This is a genomic window from Paenarthrobacter sp. CC6, assembly GCF_040560085.1.
Lineage (GTDB): Bacteria > Actinomycetota > Actinomycetes > Actinomycetales > Micrococcaceae > Arthrobacter > Arthrobacter nicotinovorans.
In genome coordinates this window covers 120,328-140,623 of record NZ_JARDAN010000005.1, presented here as the reverse complement: position 1 = coordinate 140,623, position 20,296 = coordinate 120,328, and the positions used below count along the sequence as shown (strand labels likewise).

At 64.5% G+C, this 20,296-nt stretch carries 13 protein-coding genes; 5 read left to right on the top strand and 8 right to left on the bottom strand.

What is annotated here, in order from left to right; genetic code table 11:
• Window positions 1–3: 3 nt before the first annotated feature.
• The 8 genes from PV760_RS03160 to PV760_RS03125 all read right to left on the bottom strand — a co-directional run bounded on the left by PV760_RS03160 (window position 4) and on the right by PV760_RS03125 (window position 9,925).
• Window positions 4–663, bottom strand: coding sequence for a Maf family protein (locus PV760_RS03160; RefSeq protein WP_275778711.1), 660 nt, complete (start codon window positions 661–663; stop codon window positions 4–6).
• A gap of 215 nt (window positions 664–878) precedes the next feature.
• Window positions 879–3,404, bottom strand: coding sequence for an MMPL family transporter (locus PV760_RS03155; protein ID WP_306877696.1), 2,526 nt, complete (start codon window positions 3,402–3,404; stop codon window positions 879–881).
• Window position 3,405: 1 nt separating this feature from the next.
• A complete protein-coding gene (locus PV760_RS03150; RefSeq protein ID WP_039240398.1) occupies window positions 3,406–4,125 on the bottom strand; it encodes a TetR family transcriptional regulator in 720 nt (239 codons plus the stop codon).
• Between the two features lie 104 nt (window positions 4,126–4,229).
• Window positions 4,230–4,673, bottom strand: a complete 444-nt coding sequence (locus PV760_RS03145) for a YbjQ family protein (RefSeq protein WP_064721867.1) — start codon at window positions 4,671–4,673, stop codon at window positions 4,230–4,232.
• A 104-nt stretch (window positions 4,674–4,777) separates the two neighbouring features.
• On the bottom strand, window positions 4,778–6,211 hold the full coding sequence (locus PV760_RS03140; protein WP_064721866.1) for a dicarboxylate/amino acid:cation symporter: 1,434 nt from the start codon (window positions 6,209–6,211) through the stop codon (window positions 4,778–4,780).
• Between the two features lie 128 nt (window positions 6,212–6,339).
• A complete protein-coding gene (locus PV760_RS03135) occupies window positions 6,340–8,022 on the bottom strand; it encodes a DUF885 domain-containing protein (protein WP_354627123.1) in 1,683 nt (560 codons plus the stop codon).
• A gap of 65 nt (window positions 8,023–8,087) precedes the next feature.
• Window positions 8,088–8,345 (bottom strand): acyl-CoA carboxylase subunit epsilon, encoded by a 258-nt coding sequence (locus tag PV760_RS03130; protein ID WP_110504490.1) that lies wholly within the window; start codon window positions 8,343–8,345, stop codon window positions 8,088–8,090.
• Window positions 8,342–9,925, bottom strand: coding sequence for an acyl-CoA carboxylase subunit beta (locus PV760_RS03125; protein ID WP_018777398.1), 1,584 nt, complete (start codon window positions 9,923–9,925; stop codon window positions 8,342–8,344). Before PV760_RS03125 ends, PV760_RS03130 begins: the two co-directional genes overlap by 4 nt.
• Window positions 9,926–10,141: 216 nt before the next feature.
• Between PV760_RS03125 and PV760_RS03120 the strand changes: the two genes are divergently transcribed.
• From PV760_RS03120 to PV760_RS03100, 5 genes are all read left to right on the top strand, one after another.
• Entirely contained in the window at window positions 10,142–11,020 is an 879-nt protein-coding gene (locus tag PV760_RS03120; RefSeq protein WP_354627122.1) for an SDR family oxidoreductase, read from the top strand.
• Window positions 11,021–11,087: 67 nt separating this feature from the next.
• A complete protein-coding gene (locus PV760_RS03115) occupies window positions 11,088–12,011 on the top strand; it encodes a biotin--[acetyl-CoA-carboxylase] ligase (RefSeq protein ID WP_018777400.1) in 924 nt (307 codons plus the stop codon).
• On the top strand, window positions 12,004–12,585 hold the full coding sequence (locus tag PV760_RS03110) for a PH domain-containing protein (RefSeq protein WP_354627121.1): 582 nt from the start codon (window positions 12,004–12,006) through the stop codon (window positions 12,583–12,585). Before PV760_RS03115 ends, PV760_RS03110 begins: the two co-directional genes overlap by 8 nt.
• Window position 12,586: 1 nt before the next feature.
• Window positions 12,587–13,822 (top strand): adenylate/guanylate cyclase domain-containing protein, encoded by a 1,236-nt coding sequence (locus PV760_RS03105; RefSeq protein ID WP_354627120.1) that lies wholly within the window; start codon window positions 12,587–12,589, stop codon window positions 13,820–13,822.
• A 189-nt stretch (window positions 13,823–14,011) separates the two neighbouring features.
• Entirely contained in the window at window positions 14,012–20,146 is a 6,135-nt protein-coding gene (locus tag PV760_RS03100) for an Ig-like domain-containing protein (protein ID WP_354627119.1), read from the top strand.
• Window positions 20,147–20,296: the final 150 nt, after the last annotated feature.

Genomic DNA, 20,296 nt, shown 5'->3' with positions numbered 1-20,296 from the left:
GCCCTACTGGCTGTCCGAGCCCCACAGTTCGGTGATGCCCACCTTGGCATGCACCAGCAAGTCGCGGAGGGTGGAGATGGAAAGACCGACGACGGCGTGCGGGTCCCCGTCCACCTTGCGGATGAAGGCCCCGCCCAATCCGTCGATGGTGAACGAGCCAGCGCAGTGGAGCGGTTCACCGGTGGCGATGTAGGCGTTGATCTCGTTCTCGCTCATCGATGCGAAGTGCACCTCGGCGCTCGACACAGCTCCCACCGTAGCGCCCGTGCCTTCGGCGGGTTCATCGTTTTCCACGTTGGCGGCAGTGTCCCGGCAGTCAACCAGCCAGTGTCCTGTGTGCAGCACGCCTTGGGAGCCGCTCATGCGCAGCATCCGCTCGCGGGCAACCTCCGCGGTGTAGGGCTTGCCGTGGGACTCGCCGTCGAACTCGAACACGGAGTCGCAGCCGATCACCAGGGCACCTTCGGCCTCAGGCAGGGCAGCGACGGCCTCCGCCTTGGCCCTGGCCAGCAGGAGCGCGGTGTCGTGGGCGTCGGTCACGCCGTACTTTGCCTGTACGGCGTCCTCGTCCACGTCCGAAACCAGGACCTCGTGCCTGATCCCCGCCTCGGCCAGGAGTTTGGTGCGGGCGGGGGACTGGGAGGCAAGGATCAATCGGGTCACGCTCCCCAGCCTAATATGACCCTCCCTCACATCCCGCGTGCTTGCCGTGGACCCTCCCTCACATCCCGCGTGCTTGCCGTAGACCCTCCCTCACTTCCCGCGTGCTTCCCGTAAACCCTCCCTCACATCCCGGCCTTAAATACCGGACGCTCCCTCACTGGCGAGAAGCAAGTGAGGGAGCGTCCGTGGTTATCACTGGTGATGTGAGGAAGGGTTTAGTGCACCAGTTCCTCGGCGCCGTCCTTTGAGCGGTCGCTGCGGTTCAGCTTTGCGCCCTCAACATCAACGTCCGGCAGGATCCGGCCAAGCCACTTGGGGAGCCACCAGGCCTTTTCGCCGAGCAGGTACATGATGGCCGGGACGATTGTCATGCGCACAACGAACGCATCGATCAGCACGCCAAATGCCATCGCGAAGCCGAGCGGCCGGACCATGGTCAAGTGGCTGAAGATGAAGCCGGAGAACACACTGACCATGATGATGGCGGCCGCGGTCACCACTGCGGCGGCGTGGCTGAAGCCGGAGCGGACGGCGTGCTTGGCTGACTCACCGTGCATGAAGGACTCCCGCATGCCGGACGTAATGAACACCTGGTAGTCCATGGCCAGGCCGAACAGCACGCCGATCAGGATGATGGGCAGGAAGCTCAGGACGGCACCCGGATTGGCGACGTCGAAGATTCCTCCCAGCCAGCCCCACTGGTAAACGGCGACCACTGCGCCGAAGGCGGCGGCGAGGGAGAGCAGGAATCCACCGGTGGCCAGCAGCGGCACCACGATGGAGCGGAACACTAGGAGCAGCAGGATCAGGGAGAGTCCCACCACGATCGCGAGGTACGGCGGCAGGGCCGCGCCGAGCTTGGCGGAGACGTCGATGTTGCCTGCCGTCTGGCCTGTCAGGCCGATGGTCACGCCAAGGTCGTCGTGGATGGCCGTGCCCTTGGCCCGCAGATCAGAGACAACCTGGACGGTCCCGGCGCTGGCAGGTCCTTCCTTGGGGATGACCTGGAAGACTGCGGTGCGGTGGTCGTCGCTCAGCGCAACCGGAACGGCCGCAACCACGTTGTCGACGCTCCGGAGCTGGTCGGCGACGTCGTACTGCTTGTTCTTGGCGTCGTTGTCGCTCAATCCCTCGGGGAATTCGCCCACCACGATGATCGGGCCGGTCATGCCTTCGCCGAAGCTGCTGCGGGTGAGGTCGTAGGCCTTGTATGCCTGCGAATCGACGGGTTCCGATCCGCCGTCGGGCAGGGCCAGGCGGAGCTGCGAAGCCGGCAGCGCCAAAGCGCCCAACAGCACGACGCTTGCGATCAGGGAAACCCATGGGTGGCGCGTCACAAGGCCGCCCCAACCGCCGCTGCTCCGCTTCTCTTCGAGTTCGCGGTCGGCAGCTTCGTGGCCGGGTTCGGCGTTGTGCTTGGCGGCCTTGGCCCAGGCGCGCTTGGAGATGAGCCTGCGGCCAATCAGGCCGAGGACGGCGGGCGTCAGGGTCAAAGCCACGACGACGGCGACAGCAACTGTCGCTGCGGCGGCAACACCCATGACAGCAAGGAACGGCAGGCCCGGAACCACGAGGGCCGCCAAGGCGATGATCACGGTAAGGCCTGCGAAGAGCACCGCGTTGCCGGATGTGCCGGTAGCCAGTGCGGCCGATTCTTCTCCGTCCATGCCGGCGAGGAGTTGGGTGCGGTGACGGTTGACGATGAAGAGGGAGTAGTCGATGCCCACTGCGAGGCCGAGCATCAGCGCGAGCATGGGGGAGATGGAGCTCATGTCGATGACGCCGGTGAGTGCGAACGTTCCACCCACGCCCACTGCCACGCCGATCAGGGCCATGAGCAACGGCAGGCCGGCCGCGATAAGGGTGCCGAGCATGAGGATCAGGACGAGGGCCGCGACGGCGACGCCGACGATTTCAGCGATGCCGAAGATTTCCGAGACGTCCTCGGTGATCTCCTTGCTGGCGTAGGCTGTGACGCCTGCCGAGGAAACGCCGTGCACGATCTCCTGGACTTCTTCGCGAACAGCGGGATCGACGGCATTGATGGAGGTCTTGAACTGGACCTGCGCGACGGCGGCCTTGTTGTCGTTGGAGACGAAACGCAGCCCCTCGGAGGCTTCAGCCTGCCGTTTGCCGAGCGCCAATGCCGCGGCGCCGTCGGCAGCTTCCTTCGCCCCGGCGTCGAGCTTTTCCTTGGTTGCGGCAAGTTCTGCGCGCTGCGGAGCCAGTTGCGCTTCGATCTGGGCGGGCGTGAGGCCGGATGCTGCAAGCTGCTGCTCCACGCCGGCAAGCTGTGCTTCGCCTGCGGTCAGTTGCGCGCGGCCTGCGTCCAGCTGGGCCTTGCCTTCGGCGGCTTTGGCTTCACCGGCGGCGATGTCGCCGGCTGCCTTGTCCAGCTGCTCCTGCGTGGTGAAGGGGTTGACCGTTCCCTGGACGTCCGGCAGGCTCTTGAGCTTCTCAAGGGCAGCGGACACGGCGTCCTTCTTGGCCTGGTCGAATCCGGCATCCCCGGCGTCGAAGACCACGCTGGCTGACCCTCCGGAAGCGTCAGGCAGCGCTTCTTTGAGCTTGTCGGCCATCCGTTGGGTTTCGGTGCCCGGGATGGTGAAGTTGTTGGACATGGTGCCGTGGAAGGCTGCGGCCGAGCCGCCCACTGCCACCAGGACGGCCAGCCATATCGAGATGACCAGCCAGCGGCGGCGGTACGAAAACTTGCCGAGACGGTAGAGGAACGAAGCCATGTCAGAACCGATCTGTGGTGGTTGCGGCGGAGGTGGGGACGGGATGGCGGGAGGCGCCCGACGGCGGCGCGAAGCCGGCGCCGAGGAGGCCCATCGCATCGATGAGGTGCTGGCGCAGGGTCGCCAGTGATTCGGAGGAGAGGTCCGGTCCGCGTTCGGCGAACCAGACATTCATGGCGGCTTTGCCGCAGGAGATGACCGAGCCCGCCAGTGCGTGGAGGTACAGCTCGCTGACGCCGGAACCCAATCTGGTGCGGGCGGCGTCGATGATCTGCTCCGTGCAGTGGTCCCAGGCTTCAAGCTCGGAGCGGGCCAGCGAACGGTTGTCCTGGGTGAGGCTGAACAACTCGGCCATGGGGGCAACGGACATCGGGTCAGCGAGGGCCATCAGTGCGGCCTGTGCTGATTCGAGGATGGACTCGTCGGCCGGGCGCAGCCGGAACTGCTCCAATGCGTGGTCCATGAAGCCGTCCGCCACGGAGGCGAGGGCGGCTTCGAGGGTGGGGAAGTAGTTGAAGAATGTGCGCCGCGATACACCTGCGGCGGCAGCGATGTCTTCGACGGTGAAGTTGCCGGACCCTTGGCTGCGCAGAAGGTCCAGGGCTGCGGCCGCGATGGAGCTGCGGGTGGCCGCTTTGTTCAGCTCGCGCCGTGATGGGGTGCCGGCGCCGGAAAGGGCAGGGGAATCCGCGGCGGGATCGTGGGTGTTGCTTTGGGTCACGTAATTACACTAAGTGCAAGTTTGCACTCTGCGCAATTTGAAGGTGGTGAATGTGGAAAGTCCCGCCCTCGTTCGAACGAGGGCGGGACTATCGGAGCTTCAGATCAGAACTGCTGAGGCGGGGCTGGCGGAGTCGGCTGCTGCGGCGGGGCCGCGGGGGCTGGCTGCTGCTGGGAGGCCGTCTTTGTCAGGTACACCGACTGTCCCGTGGCGCCGGGCTCGCCCTCGCCCAGGGGCAGGACGTAGACGGCCGTGCCGTAGGCGCAGACTTCGGTCCAGTTGGTGCCCATTTCGGAGGTGTCAAAGCGCATGGCAACGATGGCATTGGCGCCGCGCTGCTGTGCCTCGTTGACCATTCTCGCCATGACTTCCTGGCGGCTTTCGTAGAGTGCCTTGGTCATTTCGGGCAGCTCGCCGCCGCCGAGGGAACGGAAACCGGCAAGCATCTGGGAACCGATGTCCCGCGAGCGGACGGTGAGGCCCATGACTTCGCCGAAAACGGCGTCGATCCGGTGGCCCGGGATTTCATTGGAGGTGACGATCAACATGGTCAGAGCCTATCCAGCTTTCGGTCCTTTAACGGGGAAATCCCCCGGGGAGATCTCCCCGGGGGATTTCCGTCAGTCCGCACTGGCGCTGAGGACGGCAGGCGTTAGGCCTTGGAACCGGCCAGTTCACGCTCGTCGGCTTCAGCTGCTGCCTTGTCTGCCGCGTACTCATCGGCGAAGGCGGCACCGTTGCGCGGCGCGTTGTACAGCGACTCGTCCAGGATGCCCTGGCGCTTGGCCACGATGGCAGGGATCAAGGCCTGGCCTGCCACGTTGACGGCCGTGCGGCCCATGTCCAGGATGGGGTCGATGGCCAACAGGAGGCCGACGCCGGCCAGCGGCAGTCCCAGCGTGGACAGGGTCAGCGTCAGCATGACGACGGCGCCGGTGGTACCTGCCGTAGCGGCGGAACCGAGGACGGAGACCAGCACGATGAGCAGGTACTGCGTGAAGTCCAGGTTGATGCCGAAGAACTGCGCTACGAAGATTGCGGCAACGGCCGGGTAGATGGCAGCGCAACCGTCCATCTTGGTGGTGGCGCCCAGGGGCACTGCGAAGGAAGCGTAACCGGAGGGCACGCCCAGGTTCCGTTCGGTGACGCGCTGCGTGAGCGGCAGCGTGCCGATGGAAGAACGGGAGACGAACGCCAGTTGCACTGCCGGCCAGACGCCGGAGAAGTACTGCTTGATGGAGAGTCCGTGAGCCCGTACCAGGATGGGGTAAAGGACGAACAGCACCAGGGCCAGGCCGATGTAGATGGCGGCGGTGAACTTGCCCAGCGAGCCGATGGTGTCCCAGCCGTAGATTGCAACGGCGTTGCCGATCAGGCCGATGGTGCCCAGCGGGGCGATGCGGATGATCCACCACAGGACCTTCTGGATGACGGCCAGTGCGGAGGCGTTGAAGGTCAGGAAGGCCTCAGCCTGCTTGCCCACCTTGAGGGCTGCGATGCCGACGGCGATCGCGACCACCAGGATCTGGAGGACGTTGAAGCTGACGGAAGTGCTCACCGTGGTGGCTGCGTTGGCGCTCTCCGTGACGGTGGAGCTCGCACCAAGGCCCAGGAAGTTCTTCGGGAACAGGCCGATCAGGAAGGCCCACCAGTCACCGGTCTTGCCGGCGTATTCGGCTTTCTGGGTGATGCCCGTGGCGGCGCCGGGCTGCAGGAGCACGCCCAGGCCGATGCCGATGAGCACCGAAACCAGCGAGGTAATGGCGAACCACAGCAGCGTGTTCCATGCGAGGCGCGCGGCGTTGGAGACCTGGCGCAGGTTCGCGATGGAGCTCACCACGGCGGTGAAAATCAAGGGAACGACGGCGGTCTGCAGCAACGAGACGTAGCTGGAGCCGATCGTCTGGAGGGTTGCGCCGAGACCGTTGGGGGCTGTCTTGGTGCTGCCCGTGTACTTGGCGATCAGGCCGAGAACGAGGCCGATGACGAGGGCTGCGATGATCTGGACGCCGAAGGATCCGGCCCACTTGGGGAGCCGGAAGCCGGATTTTCCAGCTGAAGGGGAGGTGTTGGTTGAGGTGCTCACCGGAACACGGTAGGTGCACCTCAAATAACATAGCGAACGGACGTTGAGAAATGTTACGTGCGTGAAAGTTATTCCCGCCCGGGACGTGGCGTGCGTCTCGCCGGACGCCCGTCCCGGGCGGGTTTTGGCTAACCCAGCAATGCCCGGCGCAGGACGTCCAGCCCCACCGAGCCGATATTCAATGCTTTGCTGTGGAACGATTTCAGGTCAAAATCCTCCTGCGACTCGAGTGCAGCGCGGATCTGTTCCCAGAGGCGCTGCCCCACCTTGTATGACGGAGCCTGTCCCGGCCAGCCGAGGTAGCGCGCGAATTCGAACTGGAGTTGGCCTTCGCTGATGTCGAGGTTGGCCTTGAGGAAGTCGAAGCCCTTTTCCGGGGTCCAGGTTCCGGTGCCCCAGCGTTCGGGGACGGGCAGTTCCAGGTGGACGCCGATGTCGAACACCACGCGGGCTGCCCGCATGCGCTGGCCATCGAGCATGCCCATGTGGTCGCCCGGGTCTTTGAGGTAGCCCAGTTCGAGCATGAGCTGCTCGGCGTAGAGTGCCCAGCCCTCGCCGTGCCCGGAGACCCAGCACACGTTGCGGCGCCAGTTGTTCAGGAGTTCGCGCCGGTACGTTGCCGTCGCTACCTGGAGGTGGTGGCCGGGGACGCCCTCGTGGAACACCGTGGTGGTTTCGGACCAGGTAGTGAAAGTGTCTTCGCCGGCCGGTACGGACCACCACATGCGGCCGGGCCGGGAGAAATCATCGGACGGGCCGGTGTAGTAGATGCCGCCTTCATCGGTAGGGGCGATCATGCACTCAAGCGTCTTCATGACGTCGGGGATGTCGAAATGGACGTCGGCGAGTTCCGAGACGGCGCGATCGGAGAGCTCCTGCATCCAGGCCTTGAGAGCGTCGGTGCCCTTGATCTGGCGGGCAGGATCGTTGTTGAGGATGTTCTTGGCTTCCTCGATCGACGCGCCGGGCTTGATCTGTCCGGCTACTTTCTCCTGCTCGCCGATGAGCCTCTCAAGCTCCTGGACACCCCAGGCGTAGGTTTCTTCGAGATCCACTTCGGCGCCGATGAAGGACCGGGATGCGAGGGCGTAGCGTTCGCGTCCCACTGCGTCATTTTCCGGGGCTGCGGGGAGCAGTTCGTCCCGCAGGAAAGCACCCAAAGAGCTGTAGGCAGCGCGTGCCGCGGCGGTGCCGGCGTCGAGCTTGTCCTGGACCCCGGCGGGCAGCGGCGCGCCATCAATGGCCGCGTTGGCAGCCATCTTGGCGAAGAATCCGTCCCCGGCGGCGTACCGGCCGGTCTGCTCGATGACAATCCGGACCTGGCGGGCTGCGGCCACCTTGCCGTCTTCCTTGGCCGCGCGCAGGGACGAAATGTAGCCCTCGATGGCCCCGGGAACGTTGGCCGCGCGGCCGGCGATGTGTTCCCACTGCTCCGCAGTGTCCGTGGGCATGAGGTCGAAAACGGCGCGGATGTCCTGGGCAGGAGAGGCGATGTTGTTCAGGTCCGCGGCATCCCAGCCGGACTCGTGGATCTCAAGGTCCAGGCCCAGCCGCTCGCGCATGGCGTCGAGGGTGACGGCGTCCACATCATCGGAGGGCTCAAGGCCTGCCAGGGCGTCCAAGGCCAACCTTGTGGCCTCCGCATGGGCTGCGGCCCCGGCAGGCGAGTAGTCCTGGTACTCCGTTTCGTGCCCTGGCAAGCCCAGCGTGGTGGCGAAACCGGGATTGAGTTCGATCAGCTTTTCTGTGTACGCGTCAGCGACGGCATCAATGGCGGACTTTTGGCGTACGGGGGTGTTTGCAGTAGTCACCCACAGAGCCTAACCGCGTCCGCGTCTACGTGAAAGGGTTGTTGAACTCTTGGGCGGTAGGAAAACTACCCCCGGCTGCGCCGCCACGCGCCGGGACCCGGGCTGGGGTCCAGGCGCAGTTGTTGGCGACGGACCCAGTGCCGGACGTTCGGCTTGGTTGGAGCCGCTTCCTGCGGAGCGTTGAGGGAAACCACGACGGCGGCAATCGCCGCGAGTTCCTCGGCCGTCGGTTCGCCCTTGACCACTGAGAACAGGGGCTCGGCGGCTGCTGAGGCGGGCAACTGGTCCGGCGCGGAATCGGCGCGGTGCTTGGGTGCGGTCACAGCGGGATGTTTCCGTGCTTCTTGGTGGGCAGGCTGGCGCGCTTGTCGCGGAGGGCCCGCAGGCCGCGGATGATCTGCAGGCGGGTGTCCGAGGGGGCGATCACTGCGTCAACGTAGCCCAGCTGTGCAGCCTGGTAAGGATTGAGGAGTTCTTCCTCGTAGCCCTGGATGATCTCGGCGCGCTTGGCCTCTACGTCTCCACCGGCCTCGGCGACAGCAGCGAGATCGCGGCGGTAGAGGATGTTGACGGCACCCTGGGCGCCCATGACGCCGATCTGTGCCGTGGGCCAGGCAAGGTTGAGGTCGGCTCCGAGCTTCTTGGAACCCATCACGATGTAGGCGCCACCGTAGGCCTTGCGGGTGATGACGGTGAGCTTGGGGACCGTGGCTTCGGCGTAGGCGTAGAGGAGCTTGGCGCCGCGGCGGATGATGCCCTGGAATTCCTGGTCCTTGCCGGGCAGGAAGCCGGGGACGTCAACCAGCGTGATGATGGGGACGTTGAAGGCGTCGCAATGGCGGACGAACCGTGCCGCCTTTTCCGAGGCCGAGATGTCCAGCGTGCCGGCGAACTGCATCGGCTGGTTGGCGACGATGCCCACGGTGTGTCCCTCGACGCGGCCGTAGCCAATTATCACGTTGGGCGCGTAGAGCGACTGCATCTCCAGGAAGTGGGCATCGTCCACGATCTGCTCAATGACCTTGCGCATGTCGTAGGGCTGGTTGGCGGAGTCCGGAATCAGCGAGTCAAGGGCGAGGTCGTCGTCGTTGAGTTCCAGTTCCTGGTCGTGCTCAACAACCGGGGCTTCGGAGAGGTTGTTGGACGGAAGGAAGTCCAGGAGTTCGCGCACGAATTCGATCGCGTCGGCCTCGTCGGATGCCAGGTAGGTGGAGGTACCGGTGGTGGCGTTGTGCTGCCGTGCGCCACCCAGGGTTTCCATGTCAACGTCTTCACCGGTGACGGTCTTGATGACGTCGGGGCCGGTAATGAACATGTGCGAGGTCTTGTCCACCATCACCACGTAGTCGGTCAGGGCGGGGGAGTATGCTGCGCCGCCGGCGCAAGGGCCCATGATGAGGGAGATCTGGGGGACCACGCCGGAGGCATGGACGTTGTTGCGGAAGATGTCCGCGAACATGGCCAGTGAGGCCACGCCTTCCTGGATGCGCGCGCCGCCGCCGTCGTTGATGCCGACAACCGGGCAGCCGTTGCGGAGGGCGAATTCCTGGACCTTGACGATTTTCTCGCCGTTGACCTGGCTCAGCGAGCCGCCGTAGACGCTGAAGTCCTGGCTGTAGATGGCCACCAGGCGGCCATCTACGGTTCCGTAACCGGAGACCACGCCATCACCGAGCGGCTTCTTCTTTTCCATGCCGAAGGCTGTGGAACGGTGGACCGCAAGGGCGTCGAACTCAACGAAGGAATCCGGGTCAACCAGGAGGTCGATGCGCTCACGGGCGGTGTTCTTGCCGCGTGCGTGCTGCTTCTCAACCGCTTCCGGGCCGGAAGGCTGCTCTGCCCGTGCCTGGCGGTCGCGGAAGTCGGCAATCTTTCCCGCTGTCGTTGTCAGATCGTGGCTCATCAAGTGTCTCCGGCTCTGTAGCTGATATTCGCTGGCGCAGTCCTGGGTGCGGACAGAAGCTCACTTAAGTAGCTTCCGTACAAAGAACAGGCCCCGCAGGCCAGTCTAGTGACGCCTTTGTCGCGAACCGCTGTAGAAACCCTACAATTTTCCGCGTCGTAGCCAAATCCTTCACTATGTTACCCGTCGGTAACATAGTTGGGTTAGAGTGTCCCCATGAGTTCAAGCAACGACGCTTCCAGCACACTTTCCCCGAGTGGCAGCCCCTACGTCGCCACGGGTTCGCTCAAGGACCGGACCATCCTGATGTCAGGCGGAAGCCGTGGCATCGGGCTGGCCATCGCCACCCGCGCGGCCCGCGACGGCGCAAACATCGTCCTGATGGCCAAGACCGGCGATCCCCACCCGAAACTGGAGGGTACGGTCTTTACGGCTGCGGAGCAGTTGGTCGCTGCCGGCGGCCAGGCCCTGCCGCTGGTGGGGGACGTCCGCAATGACGACGACGTCGCCGCGGCAGTCACTGCCGCCGTCAAGCGTTTCGGAGGCATCGACGTCGTGGTCAACAACGCCTCGGCCATCGACCTGTCCCGCACCGACGCTGTCGACATGAAGCGGTACGACCTCATGCAGGACATCAACGTCCGTGGAACATTCCTGTTGTCCAAGCTGGCGCTGCCTGCCCTACGGGAATCCAGCCACGGCCACATCCTCACGTTGTCCCCGCCACTGAACCTCGACCCGAAGTGGGCGGGGATGCACCTGGCCTACACCATGGCCAAGTACGGGATGAGCCTGACGACCCTGGGCCTCGCGGAAGAATTGAAGGACGACGGCGTATCGGTCAACTCGTTGTGGCCATGCACCCTGATCGACACCGCCGCGATCCGCAACATGCCCGGTGGGCGTCAAATGGTGCAGGCAGCCCGTGGCCCCGAAATCATGGCCGACGCAGCGCATGCAGTGCTGACGGGGTCCGGAGCCACAGGCAACTTCTATACGGATGAGCAGGTCCTGCGAGCGGCCGGCGTCTCCGACTTTTCCCCCTACAGCCTCGGTGCGCCGGAAGACCGCCTGGTGCCTGACATCTTCCTCTAAGCGTTTTCACGGGTTCTTTTCAGGGCCGCCGGCATTCCTGGACGGCACAACTGGATAGGATTCAGCTATGGATGCCGAACAGCCAGACAGCAGCGAAGCAGTTGACCCGCCCAGCGGCATGGAGCGGCCCGCACTGGACCGCGCGGCGCTGCTGGATCCGGACTTCCTGTCCTCCGCCGGCATCTCGCAACTGAAGATTGTCGACTCCACAGGGTCCACGAACGCGGACCTGGTTCGGGCCGTGACGGTAGAGCCGGGCAAGTGGGCCGATCTCGCGGTGCTGACGGCCGAACACCAGACGGCCGCACGCGGACGCCTGGACCGGCACTGGGAAGCCCCGGAGCGCTCTGCGGTCTCAGTCTCGATCGTGCTGCGGCCCGTGACGTCCCAAGGAATGCCCGTTCCGACCCAAAGCTACTCGTGGCTGTCACTTCTCGCAGCCGTTGCCCTGCGCGAAGCCCTGCAGGAAACGGCCGGGCTGCCGGCCGACATCAAATGGCCGAATGATGTCCTTGTTAACGGGCGGAAGATCGCCGGCATCCTTGCCCAGATGACGCCTCTCGGGGACGGATCTGTCCCAGCGGTGATCCTCGGGGTGGGACTGAATGTCTCTCTCGCCGAGGACGAGCTCCCCGTACCGACTGCGACATCGCTCGCCGTGGAAGGAGCCACGACGACGGACCGCACCACGCTGCTGAAAAGCTACCTGTCGCGTTTCGCCCGGCTCTACCGCAGCTTCTGCAACTCCGAGGGTGACCCTTCGGCCGGGTTGGCCGGGGGAGCGTCCCTGCATAAGCGGGTCGAATCGGCCATGGTCACCTTGGGCCGGGAGGTGCGCGCGCATCTGCCGGGCGACCTCGAGCTGGTCGGCCACGCGTCCCGCCTGGATGAGCATGGTTCGTTGCTGGTGGTGGACCACGGTGGCCGGGAACACGTCATAACTGCCGGCGATGTGGTGCACCTCCGCGCCACAGAAAGCGGTTATGCGTAAAGAGTTGCTTCCGGGGGAGCAGGTCATCACCATCACGCGTCAACAGGCCCGCTCGCTCTTCTTTCCAGTGCTGGCCTTCATTGTGGTTCCTGCCGTCGCTGCCTATGCCTGTGCCTGGGTCATCAAGGGCAACGCCCAGCGGCTGGTGCCCTTCATATCAACGGAGTGGACACCGTGGCTCGTGGGTGCGTGCGTGGTGCTGGCGGCGTGGTTCCTGCTGGCCTACAGCATCAAGCGGGTACTGAAATGGCGATCCATCAGATACACCCTCACCAGTCGACGCATACTTGCCAGATACGGAATGTTCAGGCGCAACGACTGGCAGATTTCCCTGGCGGCCATCCGCCATGTGGAAGTCCATCAGAGCCTGCTCCAACGGACATTGCACTCAGGGAATATATCCTTGGATACCGGGCACTCCGGAACAGCGCTGCTGGCAGATGTCCCGGAGGTGGGGAAATTCAGGGGCTTCATCCTTGACGCGTTGGACGAACTCCCGCAAGGTGAGGTTTTTGAGGGTGAACTGCTGAGGGACTATGAAGAATTGCCGTGGGAATTGAGAGAAGGTGGATGAGATGAGCGTTGAGGATCAGCAGTCCGGCGAGGACCTGGACCAGGAGTTCGACGCCGTACCCGAGCCTTCAGTGGACGACGACACGGAAGAAGACGACACGGAAGAAGACGACACGGACGACGACACAGCCGACGACGGCACAGCCGCCGGGCCATCCCAGGCCTCCGTTCCTACAGGCCCGCCCACTGGCGTGATGTCGGCAGAGCGCTTGGCGATCAAGGCCCTGGAGGCAAAGCTTCTTGGCGGCGAACGGAAGCTGCGTCGTCGTGAAGTGGCCGCTGGTGCCGGCGTTTCCATTTTGTCTGCCCGTAAGGTGTGGCGCGCGCTGGGTTTCCCGAACTTCAATGACGAGGACGTGGCGTTCACCGAGCGCGACCAGGCCGCACTGTCCAGCATCCTGGACCTGGTGCGCGCCGGCATCCTGACCGAAGAAGCCGCGATCTCCGTGACCCGCTCCATCGGCCAGATGACAGACCGCATGGTTGTCTGGCAGATCGAAGCGTTGGTCGAGGACATGGTATCCGAACAGGGCATTCCGGATGCCCTCGCGCGGAAGCAACTGGTGGGACGCTTGCCGTCACTGGTGGATTCCCTGGAAGAGATCCTCGTCTATTCCTACCGACGCCAGCTCAACGCCGGCGTCCAACGGCTCGCTGTCCGGGCCGAAGCCGGTTTGCAGGCCAGCGAGGAAGGCCGCGAAGGGGACGAGGACGACTCTCCGTTGCCGTTGGCGCGCGCAGTGGGCTTCGCGGACCTCGTCTCCTACACCAGCCTTTCCCGCCGGATGAACGAGAAGACGCTGGCCCAGTTGGTGCAGCGCTTCGAGAACAAATGCGCCGAAATCATCTCCGTTGGCGGTGGTCGACTGGTCAAGACTGTCGGCGACGAAGTGCTGTACATTGCCGAGACGCCGGCCGCCGGGGCCGAGATCTCGCTTGCTTTGGCGCAGGCCTTTACCGAGGACGAGATCCTGCCCCAATGCCGGGTGTCCATGGTGTGGGGACGCATTCTTTCGCGGCTCGGCGACATTTATGGTCCCACCGTGAACCTGGCCGCGCGCCTCACGACGCTCGCCCAGCCCGGGACGGTGCTGGTGGACGCCATGACCGCAGCTGCCCTCGGCCAGGACGACCGCTTCGTGCTGGTGCCCCAGAAGTCGGAGAACGTCCGTGGCTTTGGCGAGATCCATCCGGTCATGCTGGCCCGCGGCCGTGGCAAGGGCCTGGTTCTCGACTAGGACTGCTCGTTCCCGGGCAATGCCCGACGTTCCCCGCCGATCGATGGGCGGGCCCCACGGACTGTTGCGTTCCTGGCAGCCCATGTTGCGCACTCTTGGCTAATCGATGGATTAACCCGGTACTCTTAGCTTGTTTGTGTTGTGATGGCCCGGGGTTCGGTGCTGGCTGCCTAAAAGTGGGGAATTTGGATGACTCTGACCAATGGGTCCGGGAATCGTCGTGGCAAGATCCGGCGGCGGAGGGTTATCACGGCTACCGCCTTCACAGCCGCCGCAGCAGTGCTCGTGACGGGTGCCATTCTCTACCCCGGGTTCAAGACCACTGAAGTGGACCTGAACGACGGCGGTGTCTGGGTAGTCAGCAAGTCCAAGAATGCCGCCGGCCGGCTCAACTATCCGTCCAAGTCCCTGGATGGTGCCGTCACTCCGGCCAGCAAGGACTTCGACATCCTTCAGCAGGCCAGTGACGTGTTCATTGATGATGCCGACGGCGCCACCATCAATCCCGTCAGCGCCGCCAACATGCGCCTGGGCGGAGACCAAAAGCTCCCGGGGTCGGCAGCTGTAAGCTTCGGCAACAAGGTCCTGGCCGTCACCGATCCCTCCAAGGGCAAAGTCTGGGCGCTCACAGCCGGTTCGGTCGGCGGATTCAGTGACGAGGCCGAGCCCGTCCTGGAACAGTCCACCGGCATCGTGTCCGTCGTTGGCACCGACGACACCATCCACACCGTGGATCCGGAGACCGGCAGCCTGACGGCCACCAAAGTCGATGCCAACGGCCAGTCGGTGGATTCCCAGGTCCGCAAGGATGATGCGCTGAAGGGCGCCGGCGACCTCCAGCTGACCGCGGTGGGGGACAAGGCTGTGGTCCTCAACGAGGCCACAGGAAACATCGTCCTGCCGGGCGGAGCCACCGTCCACTTGGACGACGCCCGCGACGCCAAGCTCCAACAGAGCGGGACTGACGCGGACTTCGTGGCCATCGCCACCAAGAAGGCACTGTTGCTGCAGCCCCTGGACGGCAGCACAGCCAAAACCATCCGAGCTGACGGCGAAGGCGTGCCCGCAGCGCCTGTCCATCTGGGCTCCTGCACCTACGCGGCCTGGTCCGGGGCCAACAAGTACCTGCGCGAGTGCACGAACGAGGCTGACAACCGCCGCGCCGACGTCCCCAAGGCGAGTGCGTCGCCGTCGTACGTTTTCCGGGTCAACCGGGACCTCGTGGTACTGAACGACGTCAACTCCGGCAACGTCTGGATGGTCAACCAGAACATGCAGCTGGTCAACAACTGGGACGACGTCATCCCACCCCAGCAAACATCCGACGACGCCGACAAGGACTCCGCGGACGAAGTCCAGCAGACAGTCCTTCCGGACCGCAGCAAACCGAACACTCCACCTGTCGCGAAGCCGGACGCTTTTGGCGTGCGGGCGGGTAAGACAACGCTCCTGCCCGTGCTTGACAACGACGCCGACTCCGACGGCGATGTCCTGACCGTCTCGGCCGACCAGGTGCTCAAATCGGGGGCGTTGGCCCCCGTCTACGGCGGCACGGGATTCCAGATCACGGTTCCTGCCGATCAGTCCGGGAGCGAATCGTTCAAGTACTCCGTGGATGACGGCCGAGGAGGGACTGCCTCGACCACCGTGGATCTGAGGATCGTTCCCCCCGGTGAGAACGCCGCACCGCAGCAGAAGCCCAACCGGAACAACGCCTTGGTGGTGCAGGCCGGAAAGATCGCCAACCAGTACATCCTCAGTGACTGGATCGACCCCGACGGCGATGACCTGTTCGCCGTGGCGGCCAGCAGCAGCGATCCCGCGGACCAGGTGCGGATCAGGCCCGACGGGCTTTTGACGTTCCAGGACTCGGGGGCCGGTCCGGGGAAGAAGACGATTTCCGTGACGGTCTCCGATGGCACGTTGAGCTCCGAGGGGCGGATCAGCGTGGATGTCCGTGCGCCGGGAGCCCTGCCACCCATTGCCAACGCAGACCACGTGGTGGCCGTCGCCGGCCAGGACACGGTTATTGCACCCCTCAAGAACGACTCCGATCCACAGGGAGGCACGCTCCGCCTGGCTCAGGCGCAGGCGGATGACCAGGCGACGGCCGTGATAGGTCCGGACCAGCAGACCTTCTCGTTCAACTCCACGAGTGTCGGTCCGCACTACGTCACCTACATGGTCACCAACGGACCTGCCAGCGCGCAGCAGCTGGTGCGCGTCGACGTCGTGTCCGGCAGCAACGACGGCGCGCCCGTGGCGGTGCGCGATATCGCCCTTCTTCCCAGCGGCGGCAGCACAGTGGTGGACGTGCTTGGCAACGACTCGGACCCGGCCGGCGGCGTGCTGGTTGTCCAGTCCGTGACAGCCTCGGACGGCCTGCCAGTCACGGTGGCGGTGCTGGACCACTCGGTGGTCAAGATCACCGATATCCATGCCACGGGGCAACTTTCCCTCAAGTACACGATTTCGAATGGCAAGGCCTCCGCCACCGGAGACATCTCGGTCCAGGTGGTCCCCGCCCCCAGCAAGCTGCAGGCACCGCAGGCGAAGCCCGACGAAGTTTCAGTACGGGTTGGCGATGTGGTCACGATCCCCGTCCTGGAGAACGATTCCGACCCCAACGGCGGTGAGCTGACCCTCGATCCAGTCCTGGCGCAGCAGCCGGACGCGGCCGACGGACGGATGTTCATCGCGGGCAATTACCTGCGCTTCATTGCGGGCGACGTCCCCAAGACGGTGTATGCGATCTACAAGGTCAGCAACTCCTCGGGGCAGACCGACTCGCAGCAGGTGACCATACGCATCCGCGCCAGGGATGACGCCACCAACACCCGCCCTGAGCCCCGGAACCTGACCGCACGGGTCGTCGCCGGGATGACCGTCAAGATCCCGGTCCCGCTGGACGGCATTGACGCCGACGGCGACTCCGTCCAGCTCATCGGCGTGGACAAAGCACCCGCGATGGGCACCGCTGTGGTGCGGGACGGCTACATGGAGTTCACCGCCGGCGGCAAGTCTGCCGGCACGGATACCTTCAGCTACCGCGTGCGGGACCGCATCGGCGCCGAAAACACAGGCACCGTCATTGTGGGGATCGCTCCGGCAGAGGCCAACAACCAAAAGCCGATCGCCGTCGATGACGCCATTGATGTCCGGCCGGGGCGCCGCATTGCGGTGGATGCCCTCAAGAACGACTCCGATCCGGACGGCGACCCCATCGGCCTGGTCAATTCATTCGAAGCCAATCCTGATCTCCAGGTGGAAGCTGCCTCCGGCAAGATCCTGCTGACGGCACCCGGCGTTGCCGGAACCGAGAGCATCAGTTACCGGATCCAGGACGACAAAAAGGCCGAAGCCAGCGCTGTGGTCAGGGTCCAGACAAGTCCAACGGCAGCCCTCCATGTTCCTGTGGCTGTGGACGACCGCGTCACACTGGCTGAGACGTTGGGCAAGACCGCCGTCGACGTTCCGGTATTGAAGAACGACTCCGACCCCGACGGCGTCGCCGAGGACCTCACCATTTCACTGCCGGATGGAAATCCAAACGCACGGGTAGGTACCGCCGGCAACGTGGTAGTGACCCTCGTCCCGCAAGAGCAACTGATCCCGTACACCGTCACGGACATGGACGGTCAGTCAGCCACCGCCGTGATGTGGATTCCAGGCCAGGGCCTCCAGTACCCGACCCTGGCAAAGACAGAACCTGTGGAAGTGATGTCCGGCAAGGACGTCACGCTGGCGCTGCAGGAATACGTCCGCGTCCGGGAAGGCCGCCAGGCCCGCATCACCGTGGCGGACAAGATCCGCGTTCAAGGCGGGGACCCCTCAAACGTCATCTCCGGTGATGGAAACGCGCTGCGGTACGCAGCCCAAGCCGACTACGTTGGCCCCGGATCCATCACCTTCGAGGTCACTGACGGCTCCGGCCCGGACGACTCCCAAGGGTTGAAATCCACGTTGACCATCATTACCAAGGTCATTCCGGACCCCAACGCCAACCACCCGCCGACCTTCAGCGGAGCATCCGTGGAAGCTCCCAAGGGTGAGACTACGGACGTTGAACTGGCCAACCTGGCCAAGGACGTCGACGAAAGGGACCAAGGCAACCTGAAGTTCGAGCTCGACGGCCAGCAAGCGGCAGGTTTCCAGGCCAAAGTGGAAGGTACCGTCCTTAAGATCACCCCGGACCTCTCGCTCAATCCAGGGGCCGTAGGCTCGTTCCCGCTCAAGGTCACCGATGGCCGCTCCGACGCGGTGCGCGCAACTGTCACCGCCACCGTCGTCTCGTCTAACCGGCCGCGGCCGGTTGCCAACGACGACGCCGTTGAGAAGGCCAACGCGGGCCGTTCGGAAACAGTGAACGTCCTCGCCAACGACTTCAATCCTTTCAACGACGCACCATTGACGATCGAAAACGCGGCAGTGGAGACCGGGTCCGCCGCCGGCCAGCCGACGGTGTCAGGAGAGTCGATCACCGTCACCCCGGCCGATGGTTTCAAGGGTGTCATGGTGGTCCGGTACACGGTGCTGGACAAGACCAAGGACCCTTCCAGGCAAGCAACCGGCCGTGTCCGCATCACAGTGCGGGACAAGCCCGATGCTCCGTCCGCCCCCGTAGCGACCGACGTCAGGAGCCGGACTGCCGTCCTCAAGTGGACGCCGCCGTCGGACAATGGCGCAGCCATCACCAAATACACCGTGAAGGCGGCAGGTTTCGAGCAGGTATGCCCGACCACCACCTGCACGCTGTCCGGACTGACCAATAACGTGAAGTACGTGTTCACCGTTTACGCCACGAACGAGGTAGGCGACTCGCCGGCATCCACGGCGTCCAACGAAATCCGGCCCGATGAGAAGCCCTCGCCCCCGGATGCCCCCACGGTCAAGGCCGGGGACAAGAACATGGCAATCACCTGGACCCCTGCCAAGACGGAGGGGTCGCCGGTGAAGCACTACAACCTGGAAATCTCACCGCCTCCGGCCAACGGCATTGCCGTGAAGAACGAGGTCACAGGCCTCACATACACCTGGCCGGGACTGACCAATGGTGTGAAGTACAAGGTGCGTGCCCAAGCGGTCAATGAGCTCGGGCCCTCCGATTGGGGCATGTATTCCGTTGAGGACAACCCCGCAGGCCTCCCGGGAGCACCGGCGGCTCCCACTACCGCTGTGGTGCAGTCCGTGGGAGCCCAAAACCAGATCCGCGCCGATTGGACTGAACCGGATGTCAATGGTGATCCCATCAAGGCGTACTACGTCACCATGAGTGGTGGCAATGGGGTGCCCCAGACGCAAACGATCCCAGGCAACGTCCGCTCCGCAGTCTTTACCGCACAGAATGACGAAAAGGGCTACACATTCACTGTTCAAGCGGAGAACAAGGCCGGAAAGGGAAGCGTTAGTGCGCCTTCCGCTCCCCGGCGTGCCACGGGCATGCTCGGCACCGTCAACAACGTGTCGGCAACCCCGGCCAACACCGGGGGAGCAGGTCGTGCGGTGACCATCAACTTCACCGTTCTCGACCAAAGTCAACGCAATGGGTCCAGCCAAAGCGAAGTGAGCTACCGCTACGTCGCCAGTACCGGACAGTCGGGTCCCATCAGCCCAGGGCAGACGGTGAGCGGCTTCACCAATGGGCAGGCCACCACCATCACGGTCAATGCCGTTTCCACGGTGGCCCCAAGCTCCAATCCCAGTGCACCCGCCACCACCACACCGTATGGTTCGCCTGGCACCCCCTCGGCGTCCGGTGCCAACGGTGGCCAGAACCAAACCACGCTGACCCTTAACTGGTCCTCGCCTTCCACGGGCAGCAACGACGTCGCCGCGACCAAGATCAGGATCACCGGCGGCGGAACGGACACCGGGTGGATCAACGAATCCGCCTCCGGCAGCCGGGTTGTGAACACGGGCGGCTACAACCAGACACGGACCATTGAGGTCCAGACCTTCAACTCGGTGGGCCAGGGTGGAGCCGTGGCTTCGGCCAGTGCCCAGAGTGGTCCGCAGAAGACGTCGTGGGATGCCACCTTGCCTCCCGGCAGTTACCGCACGTGCACCGATACAGCGGCTTCGGGCCAGACGTCCTGGGACCCAGTCCCCTCTGAGCACACCTGTGGTGGCAGGATTCGCGGCGCGCCCTGGCAGTATGAGACCGACGGCCCCTTCACGGTCAACTGCTACGTCAACCGCAGCACCCCGTACCTGAACTACGCGGCGTGGTACCGGCTGACCAGCGGTCCCAATGCCGGACGCTTCATTGCGCAGGGCAACACCACCCTGGGCGATCCCGGACCCCACCAGATACCGCAATGTTGAGGCCATCAGCACCGCGGCCGGGGCAGTTGTCCCCATCGCGCTTCACGGCTCCAAGACAGTACGCTGTCAAAGCCAATGGATAGCCCGGTCTCGGGTTTCCTTGGCTGGCCGTGGGGCGCGTGGGATAGTCTTAGGGACTGAAAATTCCGC